This window comes from Brachymonas moutaii (nom. illeg.) (assembly GCF_049977365.1).
In the GTDB taxonomy this organism is placed as follows: Bacteria; Pseudomonadota; Gammaproteobacteria; order Burkholderiales; family Burkholderiaceae_C; genus Brachymonas.
In genome coordinates, this window is the sequence record NZ_JBNGEN010000001.1 from 248,848 (window position 1) to 264,929 (window position 16,082).

General features: G+C 62.7%; 14 protein-coding genes and 2 pseudogenes. 8 read left to right on the forward strand and 8 right to left on the reverse strand.

Annotated features, from left to right (window positions below; translation table 11 throughout):
- Positions 1-21: 21 nt before the first annotated feature.
- Complete coding sequence (gene gloB, locus ACP2WS_RS01125; RefSeq protein WP_426459093.1) at positions 22-846, reverse strand: hydroxyacylglutathione hydrolase; 825 nt, start codon at positions 844-846, stop codon at positions 22-24.
- 33 nt (positions 847-879) lie between these two features.
- On the opposite strand from gloB, the gene ACP2WS_RS01130 reads away from it, so the two are divergent.
- The 4 genes from ACP2WS_RS01130 (at position 880) to coaBC (ending at position 4,117) form a co-directional block, all read left to right on the forward strand.
- Positions 880-1,698, forward strand: a complete 819-nt coding sequence (locus ACP2WS_RS01130; protein WP_426459094.1) for a class I SAM-dependent methyltransferase — start codon at positions 880-882, stop codon at positions 1,696-1,698.
- Between the two features lie 16 nt (positions 1,699-1,714).
- Entirely contained in the window at positions 1,715-2,200 is a 486-nt protein-coding gene (rnhA, locus tag ACP2WS_RS01135; protein ID WP_426459095.1) for a ribonuclease HI, read from the forward strand.
- Positions 2,201-2,342: 142 nt separating this feature from the next.
- Positions 2,343-2,813, forward strand: coding sequence for a type II 3-dehydroquinate dehydratase (gene aroQ / locus ACP2WS_RS01140; protein WP_426459097.1), 471 nt, complete (start codon positions 2,343-2,345; stop codon positions 2,811-2,813).
- Between the two features lie 14 nt (positions 2,814-2,827).
- Entirely contained in the window at positions 2,828-4,117 is a 1,290-nt protein-coding gene (coaBC, locus tag ACP2WS_RS01145) for a bifunctional phosphopantothenoylcysteine decarboxylase/phosphopantothenate--cysteine ligase CoaBC (protein ID WP_426459098.1), read from the forward strand.
- Positions 4,118-4,232: 115 nt separating this feature from the next.
- Here coaBC and ACP2WS_RS01150 read toward each other — a convergent pair whose 3' ends face one another.
- Entirely contained in the window at positions 4,233-4,709 is a 477-nt protein-coding gene (locus ACP2WS_RS01150) for a DUF4124 domain-containing protein (RefSeq protein WP_374493818.1), read from the reverse strand.
- A gap of 151 nt (positions 4,710-4,860) precedes the next feature.
- On the opposite strand from ACP2WS_RS01150, the gene guaB reads away from it, so the two are divergent.
- The 3 genes and pseudogenes from guaB to ACP2WS_RS01165 form a co-directional block, all read left to right on the forward strand.
- Positions 4,861-6,330 (forward strand): IMP dehydrogenase, encoded by a 1,470-nt coding sequence (gene guaB / locus ACP2WS_RS01155; RefSeq protein WP_374493817.1) that lies wholly within the window; start codon positions 4,861-4,863, stop codon positions 6,328-6,330.
- A 123-nt stretch (positions 6,331-6,453) separates the two neighbouring features.
- The gene (gene guaA / locus ACP2WS_RS01160) at positions 6,454-8,073 is read left to right on the forward strand and encodes a glutamine-hydrolyzing GMP synthase (protein WP_426459100.1); all 1,620 of its coding nucleotides are present in this window, start codon (positions 6,454-6,456) and stop codon (positions 8,071-8,073) included.
- Between the two features lie 221 nt (positions 8,074-8,294).
- Positions 8,295-9,158 (forward strand): annotated as a pseudogene (locus ACP2WS_RS01165) (tyrosine-type recombinase/integrase); the annotation flags it as partial.
- Here ACP2WS_RS01165 and ACP2WS_RS01170 read toward each other — a convergent pair.
- The 3 genes from ACP2WS_RS01170 to ACP2WS_RS01180 all read right to left on the reverse strand — a co-directional run bounded on the left by ACP2WS_RS01170 (position 9,158) and on the right by ACP2WS_RS01180 (position 10,816).
- The gene (locus ACP2WS_RS01170) at positions 9,158-9,316 is read right to left on the reverse strand and encodes a hypothetical protein (RefSeq protein WP_374493813.1); all 159 of its coding nucleotides are present in this window, start codon (positions 9,314-9,316) and stop codon (positions 9,158-9,160) included. The pseudogene ACP2WS_RS01165 and the gene ACP2WS_RS01170 overlap by 1 nt on opposite strands.
- Positions 9,317-9,318: 2 nt before the next feature.
- Positions 9,319-9,513 (reverse strand): hypothetical protein, encoded by a 195-nt coding sequence (locus ACP2WS_RS01175; RefSeq protein WP_374493811.1) that lies wholly within the window; start codon positions 9,511-9,513, stop codon positions 9,319-9,321.
- Positions 9,514-9,610: 97 nt separating this feature from the next.
- Complete coding sequence (locus ACP2WS_RS01180; protein ID WP_374493809.1) at positions 9,611-10,816, reverse strand: hypothetical protein; 1,206 nt, start codon at positions 10,814-10,816, stop codon at positions 9,611-9,613.
- Positions 10,817-11,314: 498 nt separating this feature from the next.
- Between ACP2WS_RS01180 and ACP2WS_RS01185 the strand changes: the two genes are divergently transcribed.
- Positions 11,315-12,412 (forward strand): topoisomerase, encoded by a 1,098-nt coding sequence (locus ACP2WS_RS01185; protein WP_374490684.1) that lies wholly within the window; start codon positions 11,315-11,317, stop codon positions 12,410-12,412.
- A gap of 168 nt (positions 12,413-12,580) precedes the next feature.
- Here ACP2WS_RS01185 and ACP2WS_RS01190 read toward each other — a convergent pair.
- The 3 genes and pseudogenes from ACP2WS_RS01190 to ACP2WS_RS01200 all read right to left on the reverse strand — a co-directional run.
- Positions 12,581-13,137: pseudogene (locus ACP2WS_RS01190) on the reverse strand (transposase); the annotation flags it as partial.
- A gap of 85 nt (positions 13,138-13,222) precedes the next feature.
- Positions 13,223-13,975, reverse strand: a complete 753-nt coding sequence (gene aat / locus ACP2WS_RS01195) for a leucyl/phenylalanyl-tRNA--protein transferase (RefSeq protein WP_426459101.1) — start codon at positions 13,973-13,975, stop codon at positions 13,223-13,225.
- 41 nt (positions 13,976-14,016) lie between these two features.
- Positions 14,017-16,011 (reverse strand): peptidase U32 family protein, encoded by a 1,995-nt coding sequence (locus tag ACP2WS_RS01200; protein ID WP_426459103.1) that lies wholly within the window; start codon positions 16,009-16,011, stop codon positions 14,017-14,019.
- Between the last annotated feature and the right edge of the window lie 71 nt (positions 16,012-16,082).

Below are 16,082 nucleotides of genomic sequence, written 5' to 3' on the forward strand. Positions count from 1 at the left end.
GACTACGGGGAAAAGGGGCGGTCAGAAGTGGTCTTTCCAGGCCCTGAGAGCAGCAAAGACCTCGTCGGGGCGCTGTGCCCCGGGTGCATGTGCATGCCGTTGAATGGAGAGAAGAACCTCGGGTTCTCCGGTGCGCAGAAACGGGTTGATGGCTCGTTCCAGGGACACCGTGGAAGGCAGGGTGGGCAAACCCTGGGCACGCAGGGCCTCACAGGTTTGCGCATGGGCCAGCAAGAGGGTATTGCCGGGCTCGACCACCCGCGCAAAGCGCAGGTTGGCCAGGGTGTATTCGTGGGCTGGACAGACCCGCGTGTCCGGAGGCAGGGCAGCCAGCTTCTGCAGAGAGGCAAGCATCTGGGCTGCGGTGCCCTCGAACAGCCGCCCGCATCCTGCTGAAAACAGGGTGTCGCCGCAGAACAGCACAGGGGCTGCTGTCCGGGAGGCAGAGGCATCGAAGGTACAGACGTAGGCCACATGACCAGCCGTGTGGCCCGGCACATCCAGCACCCGTGCCTGAAATCCGGGGAAGGTCATGACATCCCCTTCCTGCACCAGACGCACACGTTCCGGGGCCCAGGCGGCATAGGCTGCCTGTGGCACGCCATCGGCAGCGGGCAGGCACAGCAGGGGGGCATCCGATGCGCGAGCCTTGCACAGGGCATTGATGCCCCCCACATGGTCGGCATGGTGATGCGTGACCAGGATGCCGCCCAGCACGAGCCCGTGCCGGTCGAGGTGCTCCAGCACCGGCACGGCATCCCCCGGATCCACGACCCAGGCGGATAGGGTGTCTTCCAGTATCCAGATATAGTTGTCGGTCAGCGCAGCAAGCGCAATCAGATTCATTGTTGAGCGGGTGGCCCTCAGGCCGGACGATGCATGTCGACGCAGATTATAGATTTTGCACAATGGTTCCAGACACCGGCCGGCCGTTGTCTGCAGGATTGGGAGCTCTCCCAGGGCGATCGCGCCGTGGCGGATTGCTTCGGCTACCAGGCCCTGCAGATAGGGGCGCTGAATCTGCCGCTGCTCAGAAACAGCAGGGTGCGCCATCGCTGGCTCGCCGGGCTGGAAACGCCTCAGGCGGCCTCCGCAGCCGAAGTATCCGCCTGCATGCAAGCCGCAGGCGCCGCATCGCCGCATCTGTTCCTGGAGCCGACCAGCTTGCCGTTTGCCGAGAACAGCCTCGATCTGGTCATCCTGCCCCATACCCTGGAAGCCAGCGCCGACGCCCATGCCACGCTGCGCGAAGTGGCCCGGGTTCTCGTGCCCGAAGGGCGGGTGCTGATCTTCGGGTTCAACCCTCTGAGCCTGTGGGGGGTGCAGCAGTGGCACCACCTGTTCATGGATCGGCTCGGGCTGGAAGGCCCTCCCTTCATCCCGGATGTGGACGACTTCATCGGCTACCACCGTCTGCAGGACTGGCTGCACCTGCTCAATCTGGACATCGACGCGGGGCGTTTCGGCTGCTATCGCCCGGGCCTGCACAGCCAGACCTGGTTTGACCGGCTGGGCTGGATGGAAAAGGCAGGGGACCGCTGGTGGCCCATTCTGGGAGGTGTGTATTTCCTGCAGGCCGTCAAGCGCGTGCGCGGAGTGCGTATGATTCAGCCCCGCTGGAAGCTGGCCAAGCTGGCGCGTGGCAGCATGCCCGTGGCCCAGCGTCGACCAGCGGCGCGGCGGGACATGACTCCATGAGGAATCGGACATTCAGATGACAGAAACAAGCACGCAGCACGTGACCCTGTATACCGACGGGGCCTGCAAGGGCAACCCGGGACCGGGAGGATGGGGTGTATGGCTCCAGAGCGGTCCGCACAGCAAGGAACTTTTCGGCGGTGAGCTCAACACCACCAACAACCGCATGGAGCTCATGGCGGTGATTCAGGGCCTGTCGGCGCTCAAGCGCCCCTGCCACGTCACCATCTATCTCGACAGCCAGTATGTCCGGCAGGGCATTACCGAATGGATTCATGGCTGGAAGAAAAAAGGCTGGAAGACAGCGGCCAAGCAGCCCGTCAAGAACGCCGAACTGTGGCGCGCGCTCGATGCGCTCGTGCACGACGGCACGCACCGCATCGAGTGGCATTGGGTCAAGGGCCATGCAGGCATCCCCGGCAACGAAAAAGCCGATGAACTGGCCAATCGGGGAGTCGATCAGGCCCTGGCCTCGGGGGCAGGCTCGGCACTGCAGTCCTGAATGCTTCCTCCCCTGCGTGAGGTGCGCCTGCCGGGTGGACGTGTCCTTTCACATGCAGGACGAGAGAGGGCGTGAACTGTTTCTCCGGGTTTTGGTGGTACGCTTTTCGTGATTTTCCCCTTGCCTTTTCTGTTGGTTTCCCATGTCCAGCTCTGACTCCTCTTCCCTCGTTTTCGTGCTCAACGGTCCCAATCTGAACCTGCTGGGCTCGCGGGAACCCGACATCTACGGCGCTGCCACTCTGGCGGATGTGGAGCGTCTCTGTGCTTCCGCCTGTACCCGGCACGGCTGGACGCTGGACTTCCGGCAAAGCAACCATGAAGGCGATCTGGTCGATGCCATCCACGAGGCCGGGCGTGCCCATGCCGCCGGGCGACTGGTGGGTGTCGTGCTCAATGCAGGGGCCTATACGCACACCAGCGTTGCGCTGCTCGATGCCATCAAGGGCACGTCCATCCCGCTGGTGGAACTGCACATCAGCAACGTGTTTGCGCGGGAGGCCTTCCGCCACCATTCGTACATTTCCCCCGCTGCGCGGGCCGTGATGTGCGGATGGGGCGTGCAGGGGTATGCCATGGCCATCGACGGCATGGCCAGCTGGCAGCCGGCATAAGGAGGCGCTTTCCCATGCATACCGAGCCTGTTCTTGCTCCCGCATCCCCGTCCGCTGCCGCACTTTTGCCTGCGGAAGATGGCCGCCCCCTGGACGGACGGCGCATTCTGCTGGGTCTGACCGGCGGCATTGCCTGCTACAAGTCGGCTGAGCTCTGCCGGCTGCTGGTCAAGGCCGGCGCTCAGGTGCAGGTCATGATGACCGAGGCTGCAGGGCAGTTCATCACCCCCGTCACCATGCAGGCCCTCAGCGGCCAGCCGGTGATCCTTTCGCAATGGGATGCGCGCAGTGCAGATCACATGCCGCATATCCACCTCGGACGGGATGCGGACGCCATCGTGCTGGCTCCCTGCAGCGCAGACTTCATCGCCCGTCTGGCCCAGGGCCGATCCGACGAACTCGTCAGTCTCACGTGCCTGGCGCGTCCGGCGGGCAAGCCCCTGCTGGTGGCTCCCGCCATGAACCGCGAAATGTGGGCCCATCCTGCCACGGTACGCAATGTGGCCCAGATTGCGGCAGATGGAGCCCAGGTGCTGGGGGTGGGGTGTGGCCCGCAGGCCTGCGGAGAAACCGGAGATGGCCGGATGCTGGAGCCGGAGCAGATCCTGGAAGCGCTGGTGGCTCACTTCACTCCCAAGGTGCTGGCAGGCGTGCAGGTGCTGGTCACTGCCGGCCCGACTTTCGAGCCGATTGACCCCGTGCGCGGCATTACCAATCACTCCAGCGGCAAGATGGGGTTTGCCATTGCCGCAGCAGCCGCGCGGGCAGGCGCGCAGGTCACGCTGGTGGCTGGCCCTGTGCAGCTCCCGACACCGGCGGGCGTACAGCGGGTTCAGGTGCAGACAGCCCGGCAGATGCTCGATGCCGTGCAGGCCCATGTACCGGAGCAGGGTGTCTTCGTTGCCACGGCAGCCGTGGCCGACTGGCGCCCTGCCACGTTTTCCGACACCAAGATCAAGAAGGATCCCCAGGCCCAGGTCCCGACCCTGCACTTCGTGGAGAATCCCGACATTCTGGCCACCATCGCCCAAAGCCCTCAGGCAAGGGCAGGGCGCCTGTACTGTGTGGGATTTGCCGCAGAGAGCCATGACCTTCTGCGCCATGCACAGGCCAAGCGGCTGCGCAAGCAAGTGCCGCTGCTGGTGGGCAACATCGGCCCCGCCACCTTCGGCAAGGACGACAACGCCCTGCTGCTGGTCTCGGATCACGAAGTGATCGAATTCCCTCGCGCTTCCAAGACGGCTCTGGCCGTCCAGCTCATCACCTATGTCTCGCAGCGGCTTGCAGCCATGGCCGCAAGCTGAGACGGTGCAGCACACCCAGATCGGATGCTGCCTTTACCTTTTCGGCCTTTCGGGCTGAAGCAATGAGAAAGCCACGGGCAAGAGGAGGGCGCTGGCGCCTCACCTCCTGCGAGCCTCACTTGCAGTTGGCAGCAATGGCCTCTTCGGCCCGCTTGAGCTCGGCCGCCTTGGCGGTGTCATCCATGATGATGCGTTCTCCCTTGGCATTCATCGTGGAGACGCGGTAGCCGGACTGCAGCGTGTTGCGATAGCTCTGCGCACGCTGGCAGTTGTCGGCCTTGACCTTGGCTTCCTTCTCGGCGGCAGCCTTTTTCCTGGCTTCCTCTTCCGCATTGCCGCCAGCCGGCTTGGACGCAGCGGCATGTGGAACAGCCGAAGCAGCCGTTCTGGACACGACAGTGTGCAGGCCGTGCGAGCCAGCGCCCGGGCGACGCAGAATGTTCTTAGCCGGCACACTCGATGGCGGCGGACGGTCACTGTAGACCTTGTGCCCTGCGTGATCGATCCATGCCCACTGGGCAAAGGCCCCCGTGGCCGCGCTTGCCGCCAGGACCAGAAAACCCTGCCGCATGATGTGGAGTGTCTTTTGCATGCTGATTCGCATCCTCGTCTTCTTCTTGCGATGACCCAAGTGTAGCCCTCCGGATGGCGGGCAAAGGCACATCCCGGCCAAGCGGCGCTCTGCACGCGGGTGGCAAGACCGAATTGCAACAGGTACAATCTCTCTTTTGGAGGAATACCCCATGCGTCTGCTCGGCAAAGCGCTCACATTTGACGACGTTCTTCTGGTGCCCGCCTATTCGCAAGTGTTGCCCAAGGACACTTCGCTCCGCACCCAATTCACCCGCGACATCACGCTCAATCTTCCCCTCGTGTCCGCTGCCATGGACACGGTGACCGAGGCCCGCCTGGCCATCGCCATGGCGCAGGAAGGCGGCATCGGCATCGTGCACAAGAACCTGACTGCCCAGGAGCAGGCAGCCCAGGTCGCCAAGGTCAAGCGCCACGAAAGCGGTCTTCTCAAGGACCCCGTGGTCATCACGCCCGACACCACGGTCCTGCAGGTCAAGCAGCTCTCCGACGAGCTGGGCGTGTCCGGCTTTCCCGTGATCGACGGCGGCAAAGTGGTAGGCATCGTCACCAACCGCGACATCCGCTTCGAGACCCGTCTTGATGTGCCCGTGCGCGACATCATGACCCAGCGCGAAAAACTCATCACCGTTCCCGAGGGCACCGCCCCCAAGGACGCCAAGGAGCTGCTCCACAGGCACAAGCTCGAACGCCTGCTGGTCGTCAACGATGCCTTCGAGCTCAAGGGGCTCATCCTCGTCAAGGACATCAACAAGCAGACCAACTTCCCCAATGCAGCCCGTGACGAGAACGGCCGCCTGCTCGTAGGCGCCGCCGTCGGTGTCGGTGCAGGGACCGAAGAGCGGGTGGAAGCCCTGGTCAAGGCCGGGGTCGATGCCCTGGTGGTCGACACGGCCCACGGTCACAGCCATGGCGTCATCGAGCGCGTGCGCTGGGTCAAGCAGCACTATCCCCAGGTGCAGGTCATCGGCGGCAACATCGCCACCGGCGAAGCTGCCAAGGCCCTGGTCGAAGCAGGAGCCGATGCCGTCAAGGTAGGCATCGGCCCCGGCTCGATCTGCACCACCCGCATCGTCGCCGGCGTGGGCGTTCCCCAGGTCACGGCCATCGACAACGTGGCCACGGCACTGCGCGGCACGGGCGTGCCCCTCATCGCCGATGGCGGTGTGCGCTTCAGCGGCGACATCTCCAAGGCCATCGCGGCAGGTGCCAGCACCGTCATGATGGGCGGCATGTTTGCAGGCACCGAGGAAGCTCCCGGTGAGGTCATCCTCTTCCAGGGCCGCAGCTACAAGAGCTATCGCGGCATGGGCTCCATCGGTGCCATGCAGCAGGGCAGTGCCGATCGCTACTTCCAGGAAAGCAGCACCGGCAACCCCAACGCCGACAAGCTGGTTCCCGAAGGCATCGAAGGGCGCGTTCCCTACAAGGGCTCTGTCGTCGCCATCATCTACCAGATGGCTGGCGGCCTGCGGGCAAGCATGGGCTATTGCGGATGCGGCACCATCGAAGACATGCGCAACAAGGCCGAGTTCGTCCAGATCACGGCAGCCGGCATTCGTGAAAGCCATGTGCATGATGTGCAGATCACCAAGGAAGCGCCCAACTACCGCGCAGACTGAGCGTTCTCTGCACGCGTGACGTGACACGACACACGGCCAGTGCCTGCCCGGCGGACACTGGCCGCATTTTTTCCATCCTCTCCATCTTTGGCGGTCATTCCGCCTTCTTGCAGGTAGCACTCCATGCAGCATGACAAGATTCTGATCCTCGACTTCGGCTCCCAGGTAACCCAGCTGATCGCTCGCCGCGTGCGTGAAGCCCATGTCTACTGCGAAGTGCACCCCTGTGACGTCAGCAGCGAATGGGTGCGCGAATTTGCCTCCGACGGCAAGCTCAAGGGCGTGATCCTGTCCGGCAGCCATGCCAGCGCCTACGAGGAAAGCACGGACAAGGCGCCCGATGGCGTGTTCGAGCTTGGCGTGCCGGTGCTGGGCATCTGCTACGGTATGCAGACCATGGCCCTGCAGCTGGGCGGCAAGGTGGAAAGCGGTCGCCAGCGCGAATTCGGCTACGCCGAAGTGCGTGCGCATGGCCACACCAAGCTCCTCGATGCGCTGGCCGACTTCACCACGCCCGAAGGCCACGGCATGCTCAAGGTCTGGATGAGCCATGGCGACAAGGTATCTGCCATGCCCGAGGGGTTCAGCCTCATGGCATCCACCCCGAGCTGCCCCATTGCCGGCATGGCTGACGAAGCCCGCGGCTATTACGCGGTGCAGTTTCATCCCGAAGTCACCCATACCGTGCAGGGCAGAGCCATGCTGGAGCGCTTTGTGCTCGGCATCTGCGGCGCAGAACCCGACTGGATCATGCGTGACCATATCGAGGAAGCCGTCAAGGCAATCCGCGCGCAGGTCGGAGACGAAGAAGTCATCCTCGGCCTGTCGGGCGGTGTCGATTCCAGTGTGGCGGCAGCCCTCATCCACCGCGCCATCGGAGACCAGCTCACCTGCGTCTTCGTCGACCACGGCCTGCTGCGTCTCAATGAAGGGGACATGGTCATGGAGATGTTCTCCGGCAAGCTGCAGGCCAAAGTCATCCGTGTCGATGCCAGCGACCTCTTCCTGAACGCCCTGGCCGGCGTCTCTGACCCCGAGCAAAAACGCAAGATCATCGGTCGCCTCTTCGTCGATGTCTTCAAGTCCGAAGCCGAGAAGCTCAAGGCCAGCGGCACCGGCCACAAGGGCGCGACCTTCCTGGCGCAGGGCACCATCTACCCCGACGTCATCGAATCCGGTGGTGCCAAGAGCAAGAAAGCCGTTGTCATCAAGAGCCACCACAACGTGGGCGGCCTCCCCGAGCAGCTCGGACTCAAGCTCCTCGAACCCCTGCGCGATCTTTTCAAGGACGAAGTCCGCGAACTCGGTGTGGCGCTCGGCCTTCCCCATGACATGGTCTACCGCCACCCCTTCCCCGGTCCGGGCCTCGGTGTGCGCATCCTCGGTGAAGTCCGCAAGGAATACGCCGACCTCCTGCGCCGTGCCGATGCCATTTTCATCGAGGAGCTCCGTGCCTGCATCGACCACAACAGCGGCAAGAGCTGGTACGACCTGACCAGCCAGGCCTTCACCGTCTTCCTGCCCGTCAAGAGCGTGGGCGTCATGGGCGATGGCCGCACCTACGACTACGTCGTGGCCCTCCGCGCCGTCCAGACCAGCGACTTCATGACCGCCGACTGGGCCGAACTGCCCTACGCCCTCCTCAAGAAAGTCAGCAGCCGCATCATCAACGAAGTCCGCGGCATCAACCGCGTCACCTACGACGTCAGCAGCAAACCGCCTGCTACGATTGAGTGGGAGTAAATTTCTCTCGTTTCAGGACTTCCCATGGCGTGTCGGTTCTTCCGAGAAACGCAGTCCTGACAAGAGGTTAGCGTCCCACTTGGTCCCATGCTGCTTCGCCGGTGCCCGACAGTTCTGTCGGTACCGGTGACGGTATCGGTGAACTGATCCTCCAACTACCGTCCTTGATACCGTCAAGTGGTCTGACGGTATCAACTGACGGTATCAAGTTGGAGGAAAAGATGATTACTGACAAGCAGTTACGGGCGCTGAGACCATCTGAGAAGGTCTACAAGGTCGCCGACCAGCAAGGGCTGTATGCAACGGTCCTGCGAACGGGGAGCATCAGCTTTCGCTACGACTACCGACTCAATGGCCGCCGCGAAACCCTGGTGATCGGACAGTACGATTCGACGCTCGCGGCCAGGAAGCCGCGAGAGGCGTCGACCCTGGAGTACGGCATGTTGGTGTCGCTTGCGGAAGCGCGCCTGCTCCTGGCCAATGCACGGCGCGCTATCGAGCAGGGCGACAGCCCCTCCCGCGCGAAGGTGGAGAAACGGGTCGAGGCCAATGAGGGGGTGACGTTTGGCGGATGGGCTGAAAAGTACTTCGCCGAAGTCAAGCTGGCGGAGTCGACGCGCGCAATGCGCAGGGCCGTCTATGACCGCAACCTGGCCACGGAGTTCGGCCGTCTCAAACTGGAAGAGATCACGCCATCGCGCTTGATGGCGAGATGCGAAAAAATCAAGGAACGAGGAGCGCCCGCGCCGGCAGTCCAGTCGCGGGACATCGTGCTGCAGATCTTCCGCTTCGTCCAGGCGAGAGGGTTGAGGATTGAAAACCCTGCGGAGGCGATTCGTCCGAGCGCCATTGCTGCCTTCAAAGTCAGGGACCGAGCCCTTTCTCCGGAGGAAATCCACAAGTACTTCAACGCGCTCGAGGAGGTCTCATCCGCGGCGACGCTGCGTCTCGCGGTCAAGTTCATGTTGCTGACGATGGTGCGAAAGAGCGAATTCACCCAAGCCAAGTGGGAGGAAGTCGATTTCGAGGCGGGTGTGTGGACGATCCCCAAGGAGCGGATGAAGGCGAGCAGACCACACAACGTCTAGTCGTTGCAGCGCAGCAGGTGCTGGACCACGTTGGTGCCCGAGCCTGCAGCCTGGCCGTAGAGCAACTGGCTGATGGAGGTCAGCGTCGGAGCGATGGGCTCCGGATCGCGCCTCGATTCCTCCGGGTAGTAGATGACGGTGCCGACCATGCTCATGATCAGCTCGCGTTCGGTGTCGTCCAGGTACGCGCCGGTGTCCCTTCATTGACGGGGTGCAGGAGCGTCACCCAGTTGGGCTCGATCCAGAGCCAGCGGCGCTCGCCGCGCGGCATGTCCGGGTGCGCCAGCTCGATCTCGGCGAGACTGCCCTGGACGGAATCGAACAGCTGGATCATGGCGAAGTGGACGGGCATGGCAACGAGGGACGGCGAAGCAATGCCAGTATTTTCCCAGCCACTGCTTCGAGCCCCTGTTTTCGGCTTGGCATCGTGTGCGCCGATGCCAATGCGCTCAAGGTCGCAGGATCGCCTGGGCCTTCGCCCGCGCTTCGCGGTCCTGGTCACGCTCCAGTTCGGGCAGAGCAAGTCCTTCGTCGCCATCGACGTACAGCGGCCCGCCGAAGTCGCTGTCGTAGAACTCGCCATCGTTCGAGCCGCCGTCGTGGCGGGCTGCCAACGTGGAACGCGTCAGGTCTTCACCGCGCGCCAGCGCCACGTACTGCCAGACCCAGGCACGCACCGGATCGTTGTCGGCAAGAGCGTGCTCGGCAGCGTCTCGTAGCCAGTGCATGCTGGCTCGGGGGGCCATGCGTTCTTGGGCCCAGGGGTCACCGAGATCGGCGAGGTCTTCCAAGGCTCGGCGAGAACCCGCCGCGGCGGCCTGGCGCAGCCACCGGGTGCGGGATTCGAGGCTCGTGGCCACCCGCGCCATCTCTTCGGGGTCAACGTGGCCGTCCAAGCGTTCGGCCAGGGCGATGAACTCCGGGCGCTCGAAGACCGTCCCGTACTCCAGCGCAGCGGCGCGCACACCAGCTTCGGCGGCAGCCTTCAAATGAGCCTCATAGCGCACATACAGGGGCGCCAGCAACAGATACTGCTCGACCCAGCCACGTTCGCTGGCGGTGAGCTGGCGCCCCTTCAGCGACTCTTCGTAGAGGTAGGGATTGGGCTTCCTGCAACGGAACAACGCAGCCAGTACCTGATGTGCATGCGGGTTCTTCGTCGCGGCGTGCTCCAGGCTCTCCAGGAGAAGTTCCGAGGAGAGGAGCTGCTCGCGGGGGAGGGCGGTCGCGTTTTCCGATGGACGGGGGGCATCGTCCCAGTCATCCAGGTCTTCATCCGCATCGCCGTCCTCGTCATCCGCGCCAAGTGCTGTGGACTGCGTGGCCATGGGCAGCAGTGGTGCCAGCGTCGTCCAGCGAACCACACCCAATTGCTTGTCGGCGATGAATTCGCTCAGAGCGTCCGCCATGGCCAGCGCCTCGGTTTGACCGTACTGCAGTTGCAGCGCGCGGCCGGCGATCTGCGGCCCAGCGGAAGCCTGCGGGGCCTGACCGACACCATGGTCCGCCAACAGCGCGTCCGTGGTCAGTGCGGCCCAGGTCCTGTAGCCGAAAGCCGCGGCCAGCAGTTCGTGTACGTGGCTGTGGCGGATGTCGCGGCCCGCGCGGGCCTGCAGGGATTGGTGCGCGGCGCGCGCCAGTGCTTTGAAAGTCATGCGTCTTCCTTTCGGTTCACCTCGCCGCATCGGGGCAGACGCACGCGTTTAAGTCCCCGATGACGAGGTCCGGAAGGGAGATCGATAACGATGGAAGAAGAGCCTGTTTCTACTCGCGTGCAAGTACGGCGAGCGCCTGGTCGATAATTATAACTAGATGCGTGCGGGTTGTCATGAGGCAACTGAGACTGAGAACGTGAATGCCCACGATGCAGAGGCTTCGCGCTTGAATTTTGTGAGCGGGTGCACATCCCCCATTGCGGGAAGGGTGCGTTGAAGCGAACGACCACGAATGATCTTGTCCATCGACGCAGCTACATCAAGAGTTGACGGAAATCGATCCCGGCAGGCTTGTCAGATTCGAATTGGTACGTGACAGCCTTTGTGAATGCCGGATCGTAAAGGGCATCGCCGTTTCAACTCATATCGGTCGGTGCTTCGGATAACCGGGGTTACCATATGTAAGCGAGATGAACCATTTTGGAGGCGGCAGAGACGATGGCAAAAAGAGATCCCGTAAAGACCCTACGCAATCAGCAGATCGCTAAGCTGACCGAAGAGATTAACGACCGTCTTGACGATGTTCTTGAATTGACAGGATACGAGAACGAGCACTCACTGAATGCGACTTATGGCGGAAAGTATGCAGAGTACATCGACATCAAGAACGAGGTGATCGACACGCCCGAGCAATTCGTGGCCCTGTACTTTCAGGGGTTCCTGCGGACGTTGGAAGGACTGGGCATCTACGCACGCGCAGGCAATCGCTACTTCGATGCCTACGTGCATGTCCGAAACCACAAGAAGGTGCTCAAGTGGCTCAAGCTCTTTCTGACGCGCACCTATCTCAGGAACTACGACGCCCTGTCCAAGAAGCGCCCGGACGTTGAAGAGGCGGAGATCTGGATCGGCCAGAAAAATGCCGCCTATGGAATCTTCGTGACGCCGAGGTTCAAGAACGGGGCGTGGGAAAACGACAAGAGCGAGATCAGGCACTTCAAACCGAAGTATTGGACGATCGGCCACATCTTGGAAACCGGGTTCGTCATACCTGATGAGGACGAGCGCATCACGTTCAACGACGTCGAGCAGTATCTTTCGTTCTTTCGCAACACCCTTGTGCGGAACTCCGGCTCAGCGCACGAGCTTGCCATTGCCAAGCTCTACTGCGAGTTTGTTCGAGAAAGTGCAGCACCGGAAGATGTGCCGCTGCTCATTCCCGAACTGCGCTATGGTGGGAAAGAGGTCAAGCACGAGCATCGCCTGGACTTCACCGTTATCGATCCGTACACGCTGTCCAAGGTAGGGTTCGAGTTGTCTCCCTGGTCGACTCATGGCCTTCTTTCTGGCACCAAGGGCAAAACCCAAAAGGCCATCAACGAAGAAGCGCAAGCCAATTTCGAGAGAGAAATGTCGAAATTGAAGGCGTACTTCCGCAAGCGCGGGATTCCCGTGATCGTTTACACGGACAAGGATCTCCAAGACTACGACAAGATTTTTTCCGACATCGAGGACTATCTGACGCCAGCCAAGCGCCCCAAGCAACTGGAATTTCATGCATTGGAGGACTTTCTTGCGTTCAAGTCGCCAAAGTGATTCCAGTCAGAATCGAGGGAAGTCCGCAAGAACGGCCATTCGCGTCCGCGCCATCTCGAATAGGGGCTGATCTTGGCGCTCATTGCCTATTGGGCTGACACTGGCGCTGAGGTCGAATCGTTTTCGACTGCACGTGAGCAATGGGCGCAGTGGCGGAAATTGCCAGTGTTCGCGCATGAGGCGCTCGATGCGGTGCAGACCACAAGTCTGGCCTTGCTCCATAACGTCGTGCCACACGCGGCGTGCGCCGTAGGTGTGGTCACTGCGCATGAAGCTCTGGTGAACCTGTGCGCCCAGCACCTCATCGCTGAGGCTGCGTCGGCTCCTGGGCCGTGTGAGCCACGCGTAGAAGCCGCCTCGCGAGACACCGAGCGCCTCGCACATCAGATTGACCGGCCATGCCCCCCGGTGTTTCGCCACGAAGCCGAACTTCACATCGACTCCTTCGCGAAGTAGGCCGCGGCTTTTTTCAGGATGTCGCGCTCCATCTTGAGCTTGGCCACTTCCTTGCGCAGCCGTGCTATCTCCGCGTCTTGAGCCTTCTGTTTACCGTTGCCAGGAAAGGCTTCCTGGGGTTCGTCTCGCAGCTCACGAACCCATTTGCGCAGCACGTTCTCGTGAACGTCCAGGTCCTTGGCCGCCTGGACCACGGCCACGCCACGCTCGATGACCAGCTTGACCGCCTCGAGTTTGAACTCTCGGCTGAATGTCCTTCTTCTCTCCATGAACCACCTCCGGTTTCATCTTCCACCTTAACAAGGTGTCTTTGAAATCGGCAACAGCCCACAGCGCACTGAATTTGCGGGGGGATTACCACCCAGCAACCGCCAACAATCTGCCTGACAGGTTCCAGTTCAGGGGCGGTTGGTACTGGGTGCGGGTGATGGATTGCAGAAATTCGGCTCGGGGGATGGGGGATGCGCCCATGTGGGCGAGGTGGGCGGTTTCCTGTTGGCAGTCGATCATTTCGACGCCTTGGGCGCTGCAGATGCCGATGAGGGCGGCCAGAGCGATTTTGCTGGCGTCTGGAATGCGGGTGAACATGCTTTCGCCGAATACAGCGTGTCCGAGCGCCACGCCATAGAGTCCGCCGACGAGCTGGTGGTTGACCCAGGTTTCCACGCTGTAGGCCAGGCCCTGGTGGTGCAGGTCGACATAGGCGGACAGGATGTCGGGGGTGATCCAGGTGCCGTCCTGTCCCTCGCGTGGTTCGGCGCAGGCGTGCATGACCTGTTCAAAGGCATGGTTGACGCGGATTTCGCAGGCGGGATCGGCCTGGAAGTGCGCCATGCGCTTGCGCAGGGATTTGTGAAAGCGGAAGTTCTGCGGGCGCAGCACCATGCGCGGATCGGTACTCCACCACAGAATGGGTTGCTCCTGGCTGTACCATGGGAAGATGCCCTGTGCGTAGGCCATGCGCAGGGTGACGGCATCCAGCACACCTCCAGCCGCCAGCAGACCAGGCCAGGGTGAGTCTGCATCCAGCGCCTGTTCCACAGGAGGGAAGGGCTGGTGGGGTTCCAGCCAGGGCAGTGCGATGGAGGTGGAGGAGCTGTCGCTCATGGGGATTGCGCGAGGCGAAGAGGTGGCGAGCGAGCACCGCTTCAGGCGGACTGATCGGCGCGGGAGCGGTAGAACATGATGGGAACTTCAGCAGCCGGACGTTCCTCGGCCGGCACCACACCGCGGCGCCGGATCGAGGGCTGCAGCTTGCCCATGACGTGCATCTCGCAAGGCTTGCAATCGAACTTCAGGGTGTAGGTGTCGCCCTCATGGGTAATGGTGAGCGGCTCGGCGCGCACCTGGCCCTGCACACCCTGTACGCCCTTGGCCTGCTTGGGGCAGAGGCTCAGGCTGAAGCGCACGCAGTGCTTGGTGATCATGAGGGGAACTTCGCCTTCTTCCTCATGCGCTTCATAGGCCGAGGCGATGAGGCGCACGCCATGGCGCGCATAGAAATCCCGCGCCTTGTGGTTGAACACGTTGGCGAGATAGGTGAGTGTGTCTTCGGGAAAAGAGACGGCGGGTTCCACTGCTGGTGCCCGCTGTGGGCGGGGGTAGCCTTGCAGCCGGGCGGCATCGAGTGCTTCCACCGCCTGACGGCGCAAGGCATTGATCTGCGAAGAGGGAATGAACCAGGGCTCGGCGGTCCGCAGGTCGATGTGCTCTGCGCGGTAGGCGCTGGTACCGAGTTTGCGCAGGTTGTCTTCCAGGGCTGCGCGACCGCGCGCAATGTCGCGGGGGTGGGCCTTGTCGCAGACGAGGCTGGCCTGTCCGCTGAAGCCTTCTGCATCGGTGTAGGTGAGGGCGACTCCTTCGGCGGTATCCGTCAGGGTGCCCCAGACCGGGATGCGGCGCTCGGCACTGGGGCGGTCGAGGGTGCGCACCCAGTCCATGCTGCGGTTGCGATTGACCACGGTGTCGGGCCGCAGATCGCGGAAGCTGTGCATGGGGTCCTTGGGGAAGATGCGCCACAGGGGCTTGCTCCCCGGCAGCTTCTCTGCGCGGTTGATCTGCAGGCCGATAAGGTTATGGTGCAAATCGAAGTAGCACAGGCCATCTCCGTTCTGCAGGGTGGCAGCGGCATCGTCCAGCATCAGCTCCAGGCTGGTGGGGTGCAGCCGCGTGACGTAGCCGATGGGTTGGCCCGGGTTCTTGGGACTGTCGAAGGCGCCGATGTCCTGCTGGCGGCCGTGGGTGAAATAGTCGGTGCTGCCGCGGTTGAAGTTCTGCCGGGGATCGGGCGTGAAGGTGAAGCAGCACTGTCCGCTGCTGGCAGGCGCCAGATCGGGCCGCTGGGTCAGCAGATCGTCGAGCAGCCGGCGATAGTGGGCGGTGATGTTCTTGACGTAGCCCATGTCCTTGTAGCGTCCCTCGATCTTGAAGCTGCGCACTCCCGCGTCCACCAGGGCGGCCAGGTTGGCGCTCTGGTCGTTGTCCTTCATGGAGAGCACGTGCTTGTCGTGCGCGACGATGCGGTTGTGGCTGTCGCGCACTTCCCAGGGCAGGCGGCAGGCCTGGCTGCAGTCGCCCCGGTTGGCGCTGCGCCCGGTCGAGGCGTGGCTGATGTAGCACTGCCCGCTGTAGGCAACGCACAGGGCACCATGCACGAAGTGCTCGATGATGGTGTCAGGGCGCAAGGCAGCGCGGACCGCCGCGATCTGTTCGAGGGTCAGCTCCCGTGCCAGCACCAGCTGGCTGAAGCCCACGTTCTGCAGGAAGCGGGCCTTTTCGGGAGTGCGAATGTCGGCCTGCGTACTGGCGTGGAGCTGGATGGGGGGCAGGTCGAGTTCGAGCAGGCCCATGTCCTGCACGATCACGGCATCGACACCCGCATCGTGGAGCTGCCATATCTGCCGTCGCACGGGTTCGAGCTCGTCGTCGCGCAGGATGGTGTTCTGCGTCACGAAAATGCGGGCGTGGTAGCGGTGGGCGAATTCGACCAGACGGGCAATGTCCTCCACACTGTTGCAGGCGTTGGCACGGGCACCGAAGGCCGGGCCGCCGATGTAGACGGCATCTGCTCCATGGCGGATGGCTTCGATGCCGATATCGGCGGTGCGGGCGGGGCTGAGAAGTTCGAGCTGATGGGAAAGCATGGCACGCAATTGTGGGGCAGGAGGCTGAAAAAGCAAAGGCGAACCGCCCATGGGGAGGTTCGCCTGTGCGA